The organism is Burkholderia sp. HI2714 (assembly GCF_002223085.1).
GTDB lineage: Bacteria > Pseudomonadota > Gammaproteobacteria > Burkholderiales > Burkholderiaceae > Burkholderia > Burkholderia lata_D.
Genome location: NZ_NKFM01000010.1, coordinates 1 through 18777, shown reverse-complemented (window position 1 = coordinate 18777; position 18777 = coordinate 1). Strand labels below are relative to the sequence as shown.

Annotated in this window: 11 protein-coding genes, 4 tRNA genes and 2 rRNA genes; 1 reads left to right on the top strand and 16 read right to left on the bottom strand. The window is 61.2% G+C overall.

Features of this window, described 5'->3' with window-relative positions; translation table 11 throughout:
- Positions 1 to 201 precede the first annotated feature (201 nt).
- The 14 genes from recQ to CFB82_RS01740 all read right to left on the bottom strand — a co-directional run bounded on the left by recQ (position 202) and on the right by CFB82_RS01740 (position 16190).
- A complete protein-coding gene (gene recQ / locus CFB82_RS01805; RefSeq protein ID WP_069246925.1) occupies positions 202 to 2049 on the bottom strand; it encodes a DNA helicase RecQ in 1848 nt (615 codons plus the stop codon).
- Between the two features lie 198 nt (positions 2050 to 2247).
- Positions 2248 to 6492, bottom strand: a complete 4245-nt coding sequence (rpoC, locus tag CFB82_RS01800; protein ID WP_069246924.1) for a DNA-directed RNA polymerase subunit beta' — start codon at positions 6490 to 6492, stop codon at positions 2248 to 2250.
- A gap of 21 nt (positions 6493 to 6513) precedes the next feature.
- Entirely contained in the window at positions 6514 to 10620 is a 4107-nt protein-coding gene (rpoB, locus tag CFB82_RS01795; RefSeq protein WP_069246923.1) for a DNA-directed RNA polymerase subunit beta, read from the bottom strand.
- Positions 10621 to 10997: 377 nt separating this feature from the next.
- Positions 10998 to 11372 carry a 50S ribosomal protein L7/L12 gene (gene rplL / locus CFB82_RS01790; RefSeq protein ID WP_021161757.1) on the bottom strand — a complete coding sequence of 125 codons (375 nt, stop codon included), beginning with the start codon at positions 11370 to 11372 and terminating at the stop codon, positions 10998 to 11000.
- Between the two features lie 63 nt (positions 11373 to 11435).
- A complete protein-coding gene (rplJ, locus tag CFB82_RS01785; protein WP_021161756.1) occupies positions 11436 to 11933 on the bottom strand; it encodes a 50S ribosomal protein L10 in 498 nt (165 codons plus the stop codon).
- Positions 11934 to 12239: 306 nt separating this feature from the next.
- Positions 12240 to 12938 carry a 50S ribosomal protein L1 gene (gene rplA, locus CFB82_RS01780; protein WP_006482906.1) on the bottom strand — a complete coding sequence of 233 codons (699 nt, stop codon included), beginning with the start codon at positions 12936 to 12938 and terminating at the stop codon, positions 12240 to 12242.
- The gene (gene rplK, locus CFB82_RS01775; RefSeq protein ID WP_006477201.1) at positions 12939 to 13370 is read right to left on the bottom strand and encodes a 50S ribosomal protein L11; all 432 of its coding nucleotides are present in this window, start codon (positions 13368 to 13370) and stop codon (positions 12939 to 12941) included.
- Between the two features lie 142 nt (positions 13371 to 13512).
- Positions 13513 to 14070 carry a transcription termination/antitermination protein NusG gene (nusG, locus tag CFB82_RS01770; protein ID WP_006400672.1) on the bottom strand — a complete coding sequence of 186 codons (558 nt, stop codon included), beginning with the start codon at positions 14068 to 14070 and terminating at the stop codon, positions 13513 to 13515.
- 1 nt (position 14071) lies between these two features.
- The gene (gene secE, locus CFB82_RS01765) at positions 14072 to 14452 is read right to left on the bottom strand and encodes a preprotein translocase subunit SecE (RefSeq protein ID WP_006482892.1); all 381 of its coding nucleotides are present in this window, start codon (positions 14450 to 14452) and stop codon (positions 14072 to 14074) included.
- Positions 14453 to 14495: 43 nt separating this feature from the next.
- Positions 14496 to 14571, bottom strand: a tRNA-Trp gene (locus CFB82_RS01760).
- A gap of 59 nt (positions 14572 to 14630) precedes the next feature.
- Positions 14631 to 15821 carry an elongation factor Tu gene (gene tuf, locus CFB82_RS01755; RefSeq protein WP_011350666.1) on the bottom strand — a complete coding sequence of 397 codons (1191 nt, stop codon included), beginning with the start codon at positions 15819 to 15821 and terminating at the stop codon, positions 14631 to 14633.
- 66 nt (positions 15822 to 15887) lie between these two features.
- Positions 15888 to 15962, bottom strand: a tRNA-Thr gene (locus tag CFB82_RS01750).
- A 24-nt stretch (positions 15963 to 15986) separates the two neighbouring features.
- Positions 15987 to 16060 (bottom strand) — tRNA-Gly (locus CFB82_RS01745).
- Between the two features lie 44 nt (positions 16061 to 16104).
- Positions 16105 to 16190: transfer RNA gene (locus tag CFB82_RS01740), tRNA-Tyr, on the bottom strand.
- Between the two features lie 834 nt (positions 16191 to 17024).
- Here CFB82_RS01740 and CFB82_RS41890 point away from each other — a divergent pair.
- On the top strand, positions 17025 to 17663 hold the full coding sequence (locus tag CFB82_RS41890; RefSeq protein ID WP_143750865.1) for a hypothetical protein: 639 nt from the start codon (positions 17025 to 17027) through the stop codon (positions 17661 to 17663).
- Positions 17664 to 18396: 733 nt separating this feature from the next.
- On the opposite strand, the gene rrf is transcribed toward CFB82_RS41890, so the two are convergent.
- Positions 18397 to 18509, bottom strand: a 5S ribosomal RNA gene (gene rrf, locus CFB82_RS01725).
- A 153-nt stretch (positions 18510 to 18662) separates the two neighbouring features.
- Positions 18663 to 18777: ribosomal RNA gene (locus CFB82_RS01720) — 23S ribosomal RNA — on the bottom strand; the annotation flags it as partial.

Genomic DNA, 18777 nt, shown 5'->3' with positions numbered 1-18777 from the left:
CTGCGCATCGATTTCGGGCAAAGCGAGAATCGGCGCACAGTTGACTTCCGATCCGGCGAAACGGGTGCGAACCTTGGAACGCGACTCGGCCCACCGAATACCGGAACCCAACATCATATTCCGGAAATACCAACTAAGTCAACGGCTTGCGTGATTCGCCGGCCGAGCGCGTGGTTTGCCGGAAGGGTCGGAACGCCTGTGTCAGGCCGACTCGACGACGTCGATGATCTCGTCGCCGAAGCGTTCGAGCTTGCGCACGCCCATGCCGGGGATATGGCGCAGGTCGTCGATCGTCTCCGGCGCGTTGCGTGCGATCTCGGCGAGCGTTGCGTCGTGGAAGATCACGTAGGCCGGCACGCCGTCCGTTTTTGCCGTTTCCGCGCGCCACGCGCGCAGCGCATCCCACCGTGCGCGCTCACGCGTGCCCATTCCGGCCGTCGGATCGACGCGCGTACCGCTGCGGCTCGACGACTGGCGCGTGCGCTGCGGCTTCACGTAGCGGCGCAGCGTGACCTTCTCCTCGTTCTTCAGCACGGGCTTCGCGGCCTCGGTCAGCATCAGTGCGCCGAAGCCGCCATGGTCGACGGCCAGGTAGCCGTACGCGACGAGCTGCCGGAAAATCGCACGCCACTCCGGCTCGGACAGCGCCGCGCCGATCCCGAACGTGCTCAACTGGTCGTGGCCGCGCTGCAACACCTTCTCGGTGCGCCCGCCGCGCAGGATCTCGATCAGGTGGCTCGAGCCGAAATTGAAGCCGCTCGCGCGCTGCGCGCGGAACACGCACGACAGCGCCATCTGCGCCTCGCGCGTCGCGTCCCATGAATCGGGCGGCTCGAGACACGTGTCGCAGTTGCCGCACGGCTTGCTCTCCTCGCCGAAGTAGTTCAGCAGCCGTACGCGGCGGCACGAGATCGTCTCGCACAGCCCGAGCAACGCGTCGAGCTTCGACGTCTGGACGCGCTTGTGTGCGTCGTCCGCATCGGACTCGTCGATCATCTTGCGCTGCTGGACGACGTCGCCGAGACCGTACGCCATCCACGCATTCGCGGGCATCCCGTCGCGGCCGGCGCGGCCCGTTTCCTGGTAGTAGCCCTCGACGCTCTTCGGCAGATCCAGATGCGCGACGAAGCGCACGTCGGGCTTGTCGATGCCCATGCCGAACGCGATCGTCGCGCACATCACGATGCCTTCCTCACGCTGGAACATTTCCTGGTGCTTCTGCCGCACCTCGAACTCCATCCCCGCGTGATACGGCAGCGCACGCACGCCCTGCGCCTTCAGCCATTCGGCCGTTTCCTCGACCTTGCGGCGCGACAGGCAATAGACGACGCCCGCGTCCGTCGTACCGTCGGCGTTCGTATGTTCGGCGCGGATGAAATCGAGCAGCTGTGAACGCGCGTTGTCCTTTTCGACGATCCGGTAGCGAATGTTCGGGCGGTCGAAGCTCGACACGAACACGCGCGCGTCGTCGAGCGCAAGACGATGGATGATCTCGTCGCGCGTGATCGCATCGGCGGTGGCGGTCAGCGCGATGCGCGGCACCGACGGAAACCGCTCATGCAGCACCGACAGCTGGATGTATTCCGGGCGGAAATCGTGCCCCCATTGCGACACGCAGTGCGCTTCGTCGATCGCGAACAGGCCGATCTTCGCGCGCTCGAGCAGGTCGAGGAAGCGCCCCGTCATCAGCCGCTCCGGCGCGACGTACAGCAGGTCGATTTCGCCTTCGCGCAGCGCGCGCTCGGTCGCCGCAGCCTCGGCACCCGACAGTGTCGAATTCAGGTACGCGGCGCGCACGCCCACTTCGCTCAGTGCGGCGACCTGGTCCTGCATCAGCGCGATCAACGGCGACACGACAATGCCGGCGCCCTGCCCGGCCTCGCGGCGCAGCAGCGCCGGGATCTGGTAGCACAACGACTTGCCGCCGCCGGTCGGCATCAGCACGAGACAATCGCCGCCGCCGGCGACGTGTTCGACGATCTCGCCCTGCTGGCCGCGAAATGCGGGATAACCAAATACTTCGTCGAGGATTTCGAGGGCGCGGGACATGAATGAGGGCAGGGACGGCTAAGCGATGACCGCAATTTTAACAACCCGCTCGCGCGACGCGTGGCGAATCGTTCGGTTTTGGCCGATTGGCCAGGATTCGTTCACTCGGATGAACGACGGACGAAAAAAAACCGCCCGGCGGAACCGGGCGGTTTCGGTGACAGCGAGGTAAGGCAAGGCGGCTCGCGCCGCCCGCACTTACTCGGCTGCCGGGTGTTGCTGCGGCTCTTCCGCCGGCGCGCTCGGCGTGCCGAAGTCGAATGCCTCTTCCGCTGCGATCTGGTCGAAACGCTCGCGATCCGACGATTCCTTCGCCTTGCGTGCCTTGTGGAACGCGAGACCCGTACCGGCCGGAATCAGACGGCCGACGATCACGTTTTCCTTCAGGCCACGCAGATCGTCGCGCTTGCCCATGATCGCCGCTTCGGTCAGCACGCGGGTCGTTTCCTGGAACGATGCCGCGGAGATGAACGAGTCGGTCGACAGCGATGCCTTCGTGATACCGAGCAGCACGTTGTCGTACGAAGCCGGACGCTTGTCCTCGGCGATCATGCGATCGTTCTCGTCCAGCATGTCGGAACGCTCGACCTGTTCGCCCGGGATGAAGCGCGTATCACCGTTGTCGGTGATCTGCACACGACGCAGCATCTGGCGAACGATCACCTCGATGTGCTTGTCGTTGATCTTCACGCCCTGCAGACGATACACGTCCTGCACTTCGTCGACGATGTAGCGCGACAGCGCCTCGATACCCTGCAGACGCAGGATGTCGTGCGGATCCGCCGGACCGTCCACGATCATTTCGCCCTTGTTGACGACCTGTGCATCGTGAACCAGAACCTGCTTTTCCTTCGCGATCAGGAACTCGTGCTGGTTGCCCTCGAGATCCGTGATGACGAGACGCTGCTTGCCCTTCGTGTCCTTACCGAACGACGTCGTACCGGTGACTTCCGCGAGAATGCCGGCATCCTTCGGCGAACGCGCTTCGAACAGCTCCGCCACCCGCGGCAGACCGCCGGTAATGTCACGCGTCTTCTGCGCTTCCGTCGGGATACGTGCGAGCACTTCACCGACCTGCACCTGCTGGCCATCCTTCACGGTGATCAGTGCGCCGACCTGGAAGCCGATCTGCACTGCGTGCTCCGTGCCCGGAATCTTCACTTCGTCGCCGTTCGCGTCGAGCAGCTTGACCTGCGGACGCACGCTCTTCGAAGCCTGCGAACCACGGCGCTTCACGTCGATCACGACCAGCGTCGACAGGCCGGTCACGTCGTCGATCTGCTTCGCGACGGTCACGCCTTCCTCGACGTTCTCGAACTTCACCGTACCACCGTACTCGGTGATGATCGGACGCGTCAGCGGATCCCACGTGGCGAGCTGCGTGCCTGCCTTGATCGTCGCACCGTCGAGCTGCAGCAGCGTCGCGCCGTACGGCACTTTGTGACGCTCGCGCTCGCGACCGAAATCGTCGGTGATCATCGCTTCGCCCGAACGGGAAATGACGATCTGCTCGCCCTTCGCGTTCGTGACGTAGCGCATCGTCGCCGTAAAGCGCACGATACCGTTGCTCTTCGCTTCGACCGACGAAGCCACTGCCGCACGCGATGCCGCACCACCGATGTGGAACGTACGCATCGTCAGCTGCGTGCCCGGTTCACCGATCGACTGTGCGGCGATCACGCCAACCGCTTCGCCGACGTTCACGAGCGAGCCGCGGCCGAGGTCACGGCCGTAGCAGGCTGCGCACAGGCCGTAACGCGTTTCGCAGGTCAGCGGCGTGCGCACGCGCACTTCGTCGATGCCGAGGCGTTCGATTTCCTCGACCGCCGTTTCGTCGAGCAGCGTGCCCGATTCGTACACCGTTTCCTGCGTTTCCGGGTTCACGACGTCCGCAACCGCAACGCGGCCGAGGATACGGTCACGCAGCGCTTCGACGACTTCACCGCCTTCGACGAGCGCCTTCATCGCCACGCCGTTCGACGTGCCGCAATCGTCTTCCACCACGACCAGATCCTGCGTGACGTCGACGAGACGACGCGTCAGGTAACCCGAGTTCGCGGTCTTCAGTGCCGTATCAGCCAGACCCTTACGTGCACCGTGGGTCGAGATGAAGTACTGCAACACGTTCAGACCTTCGCGGAAGTTCGCGGTAATCGGCGTCTCGATAATCGAGCCGTCCGGCTTCGCCATCAGGCCACGCATACCGGCCAGCTGACGAATCTGAACCGCCGAACCCCGGGCGCCCGAGTCGGCCATCATGTAGATCGAGTTGAACGACTCCTGGCGCGTCTCGTTGCCGTCGCGGTCCGTCACCGGCTCCGTCGACAGCTGCTCCATCATCGCCTTGCCGACCGCTTCCGACGTTGCCGACCAGATGTCGACCACGTTGTTGTAGCGTTCCTGCGCGGTGACGAGACCCGACATGTACTGGCGGTCGTACTCCTTCACCTTCTTCGCGGCGTCGCCGACGATCGTTTCCTTCTGCGGCGGCACGAGCATGTCGTCCACGCAGATCGAGATGCCGGCACGCGTCGCGAGACGGAAACCCGACTGCATCAGCTGGTCGGCAAACACCACCGTCGCACGCAGACCGCACTTGCGGAACGCCGTGTTGATCAGGCGCGAGATTTCCTTCTTCTTCAGCGGCTTGTTCAGCACCGAGAACGGCAGGCCGTGCGGCAGGATCTCCGACAGGATCGCGCGACCGACGGTCGTCGCGTACAGCGAGATCTTCGGCACGAACGGCGGTGCGCCTTCCGACGTGTCTTCGTTGTGGACCATTTCGGTGATCCGCACGTTGACGCGCGATGCCAGCTCGACTTCCTTGTTCTCGTACGCGCGGATCACTTCCGACACGCCCGTGAACGACAGGCCTTCGCCCTTGGCATTGACCGCTTCGCGGGTCGCGTAGTACAGACCCAGCACGATATCCTGCGACGGCACGATCGACGGATCGCCGTTGGCCGGGAACAGCACGTTGTTCGACGCCAGCATCAGCGTACGCGCTTCCATCTGCGCTTCGAGCGACAGCGGCACGTGAACGGCCATCTGGTCACCGTCGAAGTCGGCGTTGAACGCCGCGCAAACGAGCGGGTGCAGCTGAATTGCCTTGCCTTCGATCAGCACCGGCTCGAACGCCTGGATACCGAGACGGTGCAGCGTCGGCGCACGGTTCAGCATCACCGGGTGCTCGCGGATCACCTCTTCGAGGATGTCCCACACCACCGGCGTCTGGTTCTCGACTTCCTTCTTCGCAGCCTTGATGGTCGTCGCGACGCCCATCACTTCCAGCTTGTTGAAGATGAACGGCTTGAACAGCTCGAGCGCCATCAGCTTCGGCAGACCGCACTGGTGCAGCTTCAGCGTCGGGCCGACCACGATGACCGAACGGCCCGAGTAGTCGACGCGCTTGCCCAGCAGGTTCTGACGGAAACGACCGCCCTTACCCTTGATCATGTCGGCGAGCGACTTCAGCGGACGCTTGTTCGCGCCCGTCATCGCCTTGCCTCGACGACCGTTGTCGAGCAGCGAGTCGACGGCTTCCTGCAGCATCCGCTTTTCGTTGCGGACGATGATTTCAGGTGCCTTCAGCTCGAGCAGGCGCTTCAACCGGTTGTTACGGTTGATCACGCGGCGATACAGGTCGTTCAGGTCCGACGTCGCGAAACGGCCGCCGTCCAGCGGCACGAGCGGACGCAGTTCCGGCGGCAGCACCGGCAGCACTTCGAGGATCATCCACTCGGGCTTGATGCCCGAGCGCTGGAATGCCTCGAGGACCTTCAGGCGCTTCGCGTACTTCTTGATCTTCGCTTCCGAGCCGGTGTTCTTCAGCTCGGTGCGCAGCGTCTCGACCTGCTCGTCGATGTTGATCGCGCGCAGCAGTTCACGCACGCCTTCCGCGCCCATTTCGGCACGGAATTCGTCGCCGTATTCCTCGACCTTGTTGTAGTAATCCTCTTCGGTCATGATCTGCCGCGCTTTCAGCGGCGTCATGCCCGGTTCGATCACCACATAGGCTTCGAAGTACAGCACGCGTTCGATGTCGCGCAGCGTCATGTCGAGCACCATGCCCAGACGCGACGGCAGCGACTTCAGGAACCAGATGTGAGCGACCGGCGAGGCCAGCTCGATGTGGCCCATCCGTTCGCGACGCACCTTCGCCAGCGTCACTTCGACGCCGCACTTCTCGCAGATCACGCCGCGGTGCTTCAGACGCTTGTACTTGCCGCACAGGCACTCGTAGTCCTTGATCGGCCCGAAGATCTTCGCGCAGAAGAGACCATCGCGTTCCGGCTTGAACGTACGGTAGTTGATGGTCTCCGGCTTCTTCACTTCGCCGAACGACCACGAACGGATCTTGTCCGGCGAGGCCAGACCGATCTTGATCGCGTCGAAAACTTCTTCCTGTTGGACTTGCTTGAATAGATCGAGCAGAGCTTTCATTGCTTTCTCTCCGTAGTCCGATTAATTGCGGTCGAGATCGATATCGATACCGAGCGAGCGGATTTCCTTCACGAGCACGTTGAAGGATTCCGGCATGCCTGCATCGATCACGTGATCGCCCTTGACGAGGTTTTCGTACACCTTCGTCCGGCCGTTCACGTCGTCCGACTTCACCGTCAGCATTTCCTGCAGCACGTAGGACGCGCCGTACGCTTCGAGTGCCCACACTTCCATTTCACCGAAACGCTGGCCACCGAACTGCGCCTTACCACCCAGCGGCTGCTGCGTGACGAGCGAGTACGGGCCGGTCGAACGCGCGTGCATCTTGTCGTCGACCAAGTGGTGCAGCTTCAGGTAGTGCATGTAGCCGAGCGTCACGCGACGTTCGAACATTTCACCCGTGCGGCCGTCGTACAGACGGACCTGGTTCTTCGACGGGTTCATGCCGAGCTGTTCAGCGATGTCGTCCGGGAACGCGAGGTCGAGCATCTTGCCCATTTCTTCCTCGGTCGCACCGTCGAACACCGGCGTTGCGAACGGCACGCCTTCGCGCAGGTTCTTCGCGAGTTCGAGGATCTCTTCGTCGGTGAAGCTTTCCAGGTCTTCCTGGCGGCCCGAGTCGTTGTAGATCTTCGTCAGGAACACGCGCAGTTCCTCGATCTTCGCCTGACGCTGCAGCATTTCGCCGATTCGCCAGCCGAGGCCCTTCGCGGCCCAGCCGAGGTGCACTTCCAGAACCTGACCCACGTTCATCCGCGACGGGACGCCCAGCGGGTTCAGCACGACGTCTGCCGGACGGCCATCGGCCATGTACGGCATGTCTTCGATCGGGACGATCTTCGACACGACACCCTTGTTACCGTGACGGCCTGCCATCTTGTCGCCAGGCTGCAGGCGACGCTTGACCGCAAGGTACACCTTGACCATCTTCAGCACGCCCGGCGGCAGTTCGTCGCCTTGCGTGAGCTTCTTGCGCTTCTCTTCGAACGCGAGGTCGAACTGGTGACGCTTTTCTTCGATCGAGTTCTTGATCGCTTCGAGCTGCGCCGCTGCTTCGTCGTCCGCGAGGCGGATGTCGAACCAGTGGTAATGGTCGAGGTCTTCCAGGTAAGCCTGGTCGATCTTCGTGCCCTTCGCGAGCTTCTTCGGACCGCCGTTCGCGACCTTGCCCACGAGCATGCGTGCGAGACGCTGGAACGCGTCGCCTTCCACGATGCGCAGCTGGTCGTTCAGGTCGAGACGGTAGCGCTTCAGTTCGTCGTCGATGATCTGTTGCGCACGCTTGTCACGCTGGATGCCTTCACGCGTGAACACCTGGACGTCGATCACGGTACCGCTCATGCCCGACGGCACGCGCAGCGACGTGTCCTTCACGTCCGAAGCCTTCTCGCCGAAGATCGCGCGCAGCAGCTTCTCTTCCGGCGTCAGCTGGGTCTCGCCCTTCGGCGTGACCTTGCCGACCAGCACGTCGCCTGCTTCGACTTCAGCACCGATGTACACGATGCCCGATTCGTCGAGACGGCCGAGCTGGACTTCCGCCAGGTTCGAGATGTCGCGCGTGATTTCTTCCGGTCCGAGCTTCGTGTCGCGTGCAACGACGTTCAGCTCTTCGATGTGGATCGACGTGTAGCGATCGTCCGCAACGACCTTCTCCGAGATCAGGATCGAATCCTCGAAGTTGTAGCCGTTCCACGGCATGAACGCGATCAGCATGTTCTGGCCGAGCGCGAGCTCACCCAGGTCCGTCGAGGCGCCGTCGGCCAGCACGTCGCCGCGCGAGACCTTGTCGCCCATCTTCACGATCGGACGCTGGTTGATGTTCGTGTTCTGGTTCGAACGCGTGTACTTGATCAGGTTGTAGATGTCAACACCGACTTCACCTGCGACTGCTTCGTCGTCGTTCACACGAATCACGATACGGCCTGCGTCGACATAGTCGACGACGCCGCCACGGAACGCCTGAACCGTCGTACCCGAGTCGACCGCGCAGGTGCGCTCGATGCCCGTACCGACGACCGGCTTTTCCGGACGCAGACACGGCACGGCCTGACGCTGCATGTTCGAACCCATCAGTGCACGGTTCGCGTCATCGTGCTCAAGGAACGGAATCAGCGAAGCTGCCACCGACACGATCTGCGACGGCGCGACGTCCATGTACTGGATACGGTCCGGCGTGACCATCATCGTTTCGCCGGCTTCACGCGACGACACGAGTTCGTCGATCAGCTGGCCGTTCTCGTCGATCGCGGCGTTTGCCTGAGCGATCATGTAGCGGCCTTCTTCGATCGCCGACAGGTAGTCGATCTGGTCGGTCACCTTGCTGTCCACGACCTTGCGGTACGGCGTCTCGAGGAAGCCGTACTCGTTCAGGTGCGCATACAGTGCGAGCGAGTTGATCAGACCGATGTTCGGACCTTCCGGCGTTTCGATCGGGCACACGCGGCCATAGTGGGTCGGGTGCACGTCGCGAACTTCAAAGCCTGCGCGCTCGCGCGTCAGACCGCCCGGACCCAGTGCGGAAACACGGCGCTTGTGCGTGATTTCCGACAGCGGGTTGGTCTGGTCCATGAACTGCGACAGCTGCGACGAACCGAAGAACTCGCGGATCGCCGACGAAATCGGCTTCGAGTTGATCAGGTCGTGCGGCATCAGGTTTTCGCTTTCGGCCTGGCCGAGGCGTTCCTTGACCGCGCGCTCGACACGCACGAGACCTGCGCGGAACTGGTTTTCCGCCAGTTCGCCGACGCAACGCACACGACGGTTGCCGAGGTGGTCGATGTCGTCCACTTCGCCCTTGCCGTTGCGCAGCTCGACGAGGATCTTGATCGTCGCGAGGATGTCGTCGTCCTGCAGCGTCATCGGGCCGGTGATCTCGTCACGGCTGACGCGGCGGTTGAACTTCATACGGCCGACCTTCGACAGGTCGTACGCTTCTTCGCTGTAGAACAGACGGTTGAACAGCGCCTCGACCGCTTCTTCGGTCGGCGGCTCGCCCGGACGCATCATGCGGTAGATCGCGATGCGCGCGGCCGTACGATCGGTCGTTTCGTCGACACGCAGCGTCGACGAAATGTACGGACCCTGGTCCAGGTCGTTCGTGTAGAGCGTCTGGATGTCCTTGATGCCCGCTTCGCGCAGCTTCTCGAGCACGCTTTCCGTGACTTCGTCGTTCGCGCTCGCGATCACTTCGCCGGTATCGCCGTCGACGACGTTCTTCGCCAGCACGCGGCCGAGCAGATAGTCTTCCGGCACCGAGATGAACTTGGTCTTCGCGGCTTCGAGGTCGCGAATGTGCTTCGCGTTGATCCGCTTGTCCTTCTGGACGATGACCTTGCCATCACGATCCGTGATGTCGAAACGCGCGACTTCACCACGCAGGCGCTCGGGCACGAACTCGAGTTGCGCGCCTTCGCCCATCAGCGTGAAGTTGTCGAACACGAAGAAGTTCGCGAGGATCTGTTCCGGCGTGAGGCCGATGGCCTTCAGCAGGATCGTGACCGGCATCTTGCGGCGACGGTCGACGCGGAAGTACAGGATGTCCTTCGGATCGAATTCGAAGTCGAGCCACGAGCCGCGGTACGGAATGATCCGTGCCGAGAACAGCAGCTTGCCCGAGCTGTGCGTCTTGCCCTTGTCGTGTTCGAAGAACACGCCCGGCGAACGGTGCAGCTGCGAGACGATGACACGCTCGGTGCCGTTGATGACGAACGAGCCCGTCGGCGTCATGAGCGGAATTTCGCCCATGTACACTTCCTGCTCTTTCACTTCCTTGACGACCGGCTTGTTCGGCGATTCCTTGTCGAGGATGACAAGGCGGACCTTCGCGCGCAGCGCGGAGCAGTACGTCAGGCCGCGCTGCTGGCATTCCTTGATGTTGAATGCCGGCGCGGACAACGCATAGCTCACGAACTCGAGACGTGCGAAACCGTTGTGCGAAACAATGGGAAACACCGATGTGAACGCGGCCTGCAAACCTTCAGGCTTGCGTTGCGTGGCCGGCACATCGGCTTGCAGAAACGTGCTGAATGATTCAAGCTGGGTAGCCAGCAGGAAAGGAACTTGGTGAACGATGGGGCGCTTCGCGAAACTCTTGCGAATGCGCTTCTTCTCGGTGAAGGAATATTGCATACGATCTCCGAATCACGGCGGGTGCTATCGAGGCGGAATACCTGGACGTTTCAAACCCGAGTGTTCACCGACTGAGACCCGATGGCCGTCCGACGGCTTGAACGAGCCGAGAAGCTTGGTGGTTGGCCGCTACCAACCGCTGGCTGACGGCAGCGGATGCCTGTGTTGCCCGCTACCCGACCAAACTTGCCTTCTGCAGTCGCTTCAGAAGACAAAGAGAACCGCCATTCGTGATCAATGACAACGATCAGGCGGTTTTCCTTGGCTTCTGGGGCCGATTATTCGGGCTCCCGAATGAGTGCCAGAATAACGTCCCCACAAAGCACAAAAAGGCCGGCGGTGAAAATACCGCCAGCCTTCGCACAGCGCGTCGAAACTTACTTGACTTCGACCTTCGCGCCTGCTTCTTCCAGCTTCTTCTTGGCTTCTTCAGCAGCAGCCTTGTCGACGCCTTCCTTGACAGCCTTCGGTGCGCCGTCAACGACGTCCTTCGCTTCCTTCAGGCCCAGGCCCGTCAGTTCGCGAACTGCCTTGATGACTGCAACCTTGTTGCTGCCTGCTTCAGCCAGAACGACCGTGAATTCGGTCTTCTCTTCTGCTGCAGCAGCTGCGCCGCCGCCTGCCGGGCCAGCGACTGCCACTGCAGCTGCCGACACGCCAAACTTCTCTTCGAATGCCTTGACCAGTTCGTTCAGTTCCAGAACGGTCATCCCTTCGACTGCTGCCAGGATGTCTTCTTTTGCGATTGCCATTTGAAATACTCCTAAATTGAATTCGGATACAGCCAGCGATCAATGACGCTGATGCACGCTCGATTACGCAGCTTCCGCTTGCTTCTTCTCGGCCAGCGCGGCCAGAGCGCGCGCGAAGCCCGAAACAGGCGATTGCATAACGAACAGCAGCTTCGAGAGCAGTTCTTCGCGGCTCGGGATGCTTGCCAGCGCTTGCACGCCAGCCTTGTCCATCACCTTGCCATCGAACGAACCAGCCTTGATGACCAACTTGTCATTGCTCTTGCTGAAGTCGTTGACGACCTTAGCAGCAGCAATTGCATCTTCCGAGATGCCGTAGATCAACGGGCCAGTCATCTGCTCTGCCAGCGGAGCAAACGGGGTACCTTCAACAGCGCGACGCGCCAGCGTGTTCTTCAACACGCGCAGGTAAACCTGTTGCTCACGCGCTTTCGCGCGCAGCTTGGTCAGATCGCCAACCGCAATTCCACGATACTCAGCCAGCACAACGGTCTGGGCCTTCGCGACTTGCGCGGAAACCTCAGCGACGACGGCTTGCTTGTCTTCTCTATTAAGCGGCACGGTTAGCCTCCAGAAACGATACGTTCGGCGCGGCCGGCGGCCGAAACCTCACGTACCTCGTTCAACAACGGCGTCCGACCTCGTTAGGAGTATTTCCACCTCACGCCGGGAATCGCTTCACGGCCTGCGGCTTCACCACTGCAAAACTTTTTCGGGTTCGCCATCTGCGTTGGCTTGAATTAAGGGATCACCTGACTGCTGCGCCCCACCAACGGTCTTTGATAACCGGTTGCCCGCCGTACCGCACGAGCAACCGCCCAAAGCCCATGTAGGCCGCTTCGCGAACGAAGCGGCCCGAATACTTGCTTACTGTGCTGCCAGCGTAGCCTGGTCGACACGCACGCCGACGCCCATCGTGCTCGACAGTGCGATCTTGCGCAGGTAGACGCCCTTGCTCGTTGCCGGCTTTGCCTTCTGCAGCGCTTCGATCAGCGCCGACAGGTTCGAACGCAGTGCGGTCGGTTCGAACGATGCACGGCCGATGGTCGCGTGGATGATACCGGCCTTGTCGACACGGAATTGCACCTGACCAGCCTTCGCGTTCTTGACGGCGGTTGCGACGTCCGGCGTGACCGTACCGACCTTCGGGTTCGGCATCAGGCCGCGCGGGCCGAGGATCTGACCGAGCGTACCGACGATACGCATCGTGTCCGGCGAAGCGATCACGATGTCGAAGTCCATCTGGCCAGCCTTGATCTGCTCTGCCAGGTCTTCCATACCGACGATTTCCGCGCCTGCTGCACGTGCTTGCTCAGCCTTCTCGCCTTGCGCGAACACAGCAACGCGAACCGACTTGCCCGTACCTGCCGGCAGAACGACCGAACCACGAACGACTTGATCCGACTTCTTCGCATCGATGCCGAGCTGGACTGCGACGTCGATCGACTCGTCGAACTTCGCGCTCGCGCATTCCTTCACGAGGCTCAGTGCGTCTTCGATCGCGTACAGCTTCTGACGATCAACCTTGGCAGCAAATGCCTGACGGCGCTTGGAGATCTTAGCCATTTACACGCCCTCCACAGTGATGCCCATCGAGCGTGCGCTACCAGCGATGGTGCGAACGGCTGCGTCCAGATCAGCTGCCGTAAGGTCCGGCATCTTGGTCTTCGCGATTTCTTCAGCTTGAGCGCGCGTGATCGAACCGACCTTGTCGGTGTGCGGCTTGCTCGAGCCCTTGTCCACCTTCGCCGCCTTCTTGATCAGGACGGTCGCCGGCGGCGTCTTCATCACGAACGTGAAGCTCTTGTCAGCGAATGCCGTGATGACCACCGGCACCGGCAGACCCGGCTCCATGCCTTGAGTCTGCGCGTTGAACGCCTTGCAGAACTCCATGATGTTCAGGCCGCGCTGGCCCAGTGCCGGACCGACCGGCGGAGACGGGTTGGCTTTACCTGCAGGGATCTGCAGCTTGATAAAGCCGATAATCTTCTTTGCCATTTGTGAACCTCATTGGAACGCCGGAGAAGGCGTTCGGTGAGTAATAACGCGCTTTCGCTACTGGCTACTGACGCTCCTCAACGACCATGACGCGGGCCGTAAGCGCGAAGGTGGGCAGCCGAGGCTGCCCACCGAATCGGGATCAAACTTTTTCGACCTGGCCGAACTCGAGTTCGACCGGGGTGGATCGGCCAAAAATGGTGACCGACACACGCACGCGCGATTTTTCGTAGTTGACTTCTTCGACGGTGCCATTGAAGTCCGTGAACGGGCCTTCCTTGACACGCACCATCTCGCCGACTTCGAACAGGGTCTTCGGGCGCGGCTTCTCAACGCCTTCCTGCATCTGCGACATGATCTTCTCGACTTCCTTCGGGGAAATCGGGGTCGGGCGGTTACGTGCACCGCCGACGAAACCGGTGACCTTCGCTGTGTTCTTCACGAGGTGCCACGTTTCGTCCGTCATTTCCATCTCGACCAGCACGTAGCCGGGGAAGAAACGACGCTCGGTCACAGCCTTGTGGCCGCCTTTGACTTCGACCACTTCTTCGGTCGGAACCAGGATCTGACCGAATTTGTCCTGCATGCCAGCACGTTCGATGCGCTCTTGAAGCGCGCGTTGCACGCTCTTCTCCATACCGGAGTAGGCGTGCACGACGTACCAACGCTTTCCGCTCGGGGATGCCGGAGTATCGCTCATATCATTTCCAACCCAGAATCGCCGAGAAAATCACCCATTCGATCGATTTGTCACTCAACCAGAGGAAAATCGCCATCACGAGCACGAAACCGAACACGACGAGTGTGGTTTGCGTTGCTTCCTTGCGGGTGGGCCAAACGACCTTCCGGACTTCCTTGTACGAATCCTTGGCAAAGGCGATGAGACTCTTGCCAGGTGCGGACATCAGCCCGACGGCCACGCCGGCGATGATACCTACCGCCAATGCGGCACCGCGGACATACCACTGCTGATTGGCCAGCCAGAAGAAGCCCACGAATCCGGCCAAGACCAACAATACGCCCAGGGCCAGCATCAGCTTATCGCCGGAGGTATTTACAGTTTCGACGGATGGATTCGCCATAACACCTTAAAACAAATGCCACGTAGGACACGTGGCTATTTTTTGGCAGGGGCAGAGGGAATCGAACCCCCAACCTTCGGTTTTGGAGACCGACGCTCTGCCAGTTGAGCTATACCCCTAAACCATGTTGGGGCTGGCTGTTGCCAGCCCCAAAACTGTCGATCAACGAATAACTGGCTTACTCGATGATCTTGGCGACGACGCCGGCGCCGACCGTACGGCCGCCTTCGCGGATTGCGAAGCGCAGACCTTCTTCCATCGCGATCGGGGCAATCAGCTTCACCGTGATCGACACGTTGTCGCCCGGCATCACCATTTCCTTGTCCTTCGGCAGCTCGATCGAGCCCGTCACGTCCGTCGTACGGAAGTAGAACTGCGGACGGTAGTTGTTGAAGAACGGCGTGTGACGGCCGCCTTCGTCCTTGCTCAGCACGTACACTTCAGCCGTGAAGTGCGTGTGCGGCGTGATCGAACCCGGCTTCGCCAGAACCTGGCCACGCTCCACGTCTTCACGCTTCGTGCCGCGCAGCAGGATACCAACGTTGTCGCCTGCTTGACCTTGGTCCAGCAGCTTGCGGAACATTTCAACGCCCGTGCAGGTCGTCTTCACCGTCGGCTTGATACCGACGATTTCGATTTCTTCGCCGACCTTCACGATGCCGCGCTCAACGCGACCCGTCACAACCGTACCACGGCCCGAGATCGAGAACACGTCTTCCACCGGCATCAGGAACGCGCCGTCAACTGCACGCTCCGGCGTCGGGATGTACGTGTCCAGCGCGTCGGCCAGGCTCATGATCGCCACTTCGCCCAGCTCGCCCGTGTCGCCTTCCAGCGCCAGCTTCGCCGAACCCTTCACGATCGGCGTGTCGTCGCCCGGGAAGTCGTACTTCGACAGGAGTTCGCGAACTTCCATCTCGACCAGCTCGAGCAGTTCAGCGTCGTCCACCATGTCGCACTTGTTCAGGAACACGATGATGTACGGAACGCCAACCTGACGCGCCAGCAGGATGTGCTCACGCGTTTGCGGCATCGGGCCGTCTGCTGCCGAGCAAACCAGGATCGCGCCGTCCATCTGCGCTGCGCCCGTGATCATGTTCTTCACATAGTCAGCGTGGCCCGGGCAGTCGACGTGTGCGTAGTGGCGGTTAGCCGTTTCGTACTCGACGTGTGCCGTGTTGATCGTGATGCCGCGCGCCTTTTCTTCCGGTGCCGCGTCGATCTGGTCGTATGCCTTCGCTTCGCCGCCGAACTTCTTCGTCAGAACCGTCGTGATCGCTGCCGTCAGCGTCGTCTTGCCGTGGTCAACGTGACCAATCGTACCAACGTTCACGTGCGGCTTGGTCCGCTCAAATTTACCCTTGGCCATTTTCGACTCCCAGAAGGAATTTCACAGGTTGCGCCGCGCGCAAACAAGACACTGACTTTTTACTGCTGGTGCCCATGGGCAGGATCGAACTGCCGACCTCTCCCTTACCAAGGGAGTGCTCTACCACTGAGCCACATGGGCGCTTTACGCTTCAACTTCGCGGTCTGGAGCGGGTGAAGGGAATCGAACCCTCGTCGTAAGCTTGGAAGGCTTCTGCTCTACCATTGAGCTACACCCGCACGGGCCACAAACGATTCCTTACCGCTCACTGCGCTGATAATCTTGGTGGAGGAGGTTGGATTCGAACCAACGTAGGCGTAAGCCAACAGATTTACAGTCTGCCCCCTTTAGCCACTCGGGCACCCCTCCGTAGAGAACTGACGATTATGGGGGTGCATCGCACTTCTGTCAAGCGAATCCGGAAGATTATTTTTCATTCTCTCCCCGACACCTGCTTGACCACCGATCTCCCGTCCTTGCCCGGCTAAGGCAAGCATGGGTGCTACTGATCAGCGCCACATCTTCGTCAGACTCCGCCCTCAACGTCGATCTGCATCTACGCTGAAAACGAAAGACCGCCATCATACGACCTCTTACGCACTCTGCCAAGCGGGTAAACGAAAAATTTCCGCAAATTTCGTGCCGGGCGGATTCATTGATCCATCCCCGATTTTTTGGGGGGATGTCGCCTCCAATCTCGTGGGTTGTCAGACCGGACCTGCAGGCGATACACGCGACAAGGCTTTCGGGCGTTTTCCAGCAACTGCATCGGGTTCTGCGACCAGGGCTGCCGACGGGAAGTGGCAGGCCAGACGCCGACCCTTGCCGACTTCAGCGACTGGCGCGATATCATCGCGGGCCAACTGCCCGCCTCGGTTCTGAGCCTCATGCGCCTGCTTGCCCTCGTGATGACCTTCATGGCTTTGACTGCGCATGCCGCCGGTCCATCAGATGCCTGGTGTCGCTCGAGCGCGATCACCAGGATCCGGCAGCAGGCGCTGGCTGACGGCCACGCGCCAGGACGCCCCGCGGCAGCCTCATTGCTCGCCGCATATGACCGACTGAAACCCGCGCTCGATGCCGGGTGCCTCGGTTCGGCACACGTCGGTTCCGCCGGGACGCCCCCGCCGCTAAGCCAAGATGCAATCGCCTATGCGTGGCTGCTCAACGATGCGTCCACGTACCTCGTCGGCGCTGGCGATAATGCACCAGAAGGTGAGTCCGGCGGCCCAGCCTGCATCGACGTATTGCAGCCATCCATTACTCGGCGACGATATGCGGCCCCGCCCGGGCCTCCCCCGCAGGCTTGTCGACGCGATCTCGGCGAACATTCTGCAATGTGCCACCCACTGCATTTCGCCGTCACGCAAGCCGACCAACGTCAACATCTGGTCGGCCTACCGCAGCGAATCCTCGGCATACGCACGACATCCCACATGCCCGTGCGATGCCCGCCTCGTGCAGCTGAACGCGAGTACCTGCGTAGGATTCGACGCCGGCGCGTTCCCCGCTCCGCATCAGTCCGACGACGCCGGAAAGCTGGCGTGCGACATCCAGTCTTCAACATCGACCGCTCGCTGCCCGGCGTTGGTCGTGCTAACCCGAGATCAAGGCCGGAACACGACCCGCCGGTTTCCGCCGGGCGATGGCACCGCGCTCCGGGATCCGAGTACCGCATGCACGGTGCGATCGACCGGCATCGACGCCAGCGGCAAGCACTTCGCGTTAATGGGCGAAGGGCGAGACTGCTTTGGCGGCACGGCCTATTCGCTCATCGAAGAAATCTACGCGTTGCGAGACGGGCAGCCCGTGCTCGTCAAAAGGAACAGCGCGGATTTCTGATGCTATCGGGTCAACGAACTCGCGGACGCAGGTTCGCGCTACGCAGCTCCGCTTTCCATCCTGTGGTTACACGCGCCCGTTTTTCGGTCAAGTCGACTTGAGCGAAGATGCATCGAATTGAGCCGCAAACGACCCTGGATGGCCACACAATGCCACTCGCGGCACCATCCGATTTCGCGCGCTCGATGGAGCAACGGTCGCTCAGCGCGCGCAGCGAGAACGTGCCAAACGTCCGAAGAGGCGACCCGTCGCCCGGTATGCTGACGGCTCGTATGGTGACGGAGGCCGTGAAACATGCTCGATAGGCACGAAATTGCAATAGTGACTTTTGGCCGAGGATGAGCTCGATACGCCGATGAACGGCGCCTGATAATCGGCAATCGAGGAGTTCGCGATTCCACACCGGGCCGAAACCCGCGACGTTCAAATCTGCCCCGAGAGGCAGTCAGGTACGCGAGAGGAAGTCGCTACGCAACCTGGCGGCCGTCGTCGTGAGCAGCAGGGGGATCGATGTTTGAATATAGGTTTCAGCCAGCGCCAGCTACCAGTGCGGGGGCAGCTCGATCGGGTTGATCAGTAGCGCTGCGAGTTGCTCGAGAACGGCAGGTGTCTGAATCGACGCATTCGGGGCCTGGATATGCGCCAGGCCGCCCACTCCGCTCTCCCCCATGCATTTCCATCGCCCAAAATGCAAAAACCCCCGCCTTTCGGGCGGGGGTTCTTGGCTTAGGGAGCCTGACGATTACCTACTTTCACACGGGAATCCGCACTATCATCGGCGTAGAGTCGTTTCACGGTCCTGTTCGGGATGGGAAGGGGTGGGACCGACTCGCTATGGTCATCAGGCAAAGAGGGTTGTTGTGCTGGCTTCGCAGCACAACCAATCTTGGAAGAAGCAGTAATTTTGAGTTGTGTGTATCACACACGAGAATCAACTTGTCGCTTTGGATCGCGGCCGGTGCTTGCGCACGGCGCCGATCTACAAGGCAGACTTGTTATAGGATCAAGCCTTACGGGCAATTAGTATCAGTTAGCTGAACGCATTACTGCGCTTACACACCTGACCTATCAACGTCCTGGTCTCGAACGACCCTTCAAGGGGATCTAGTCCCCA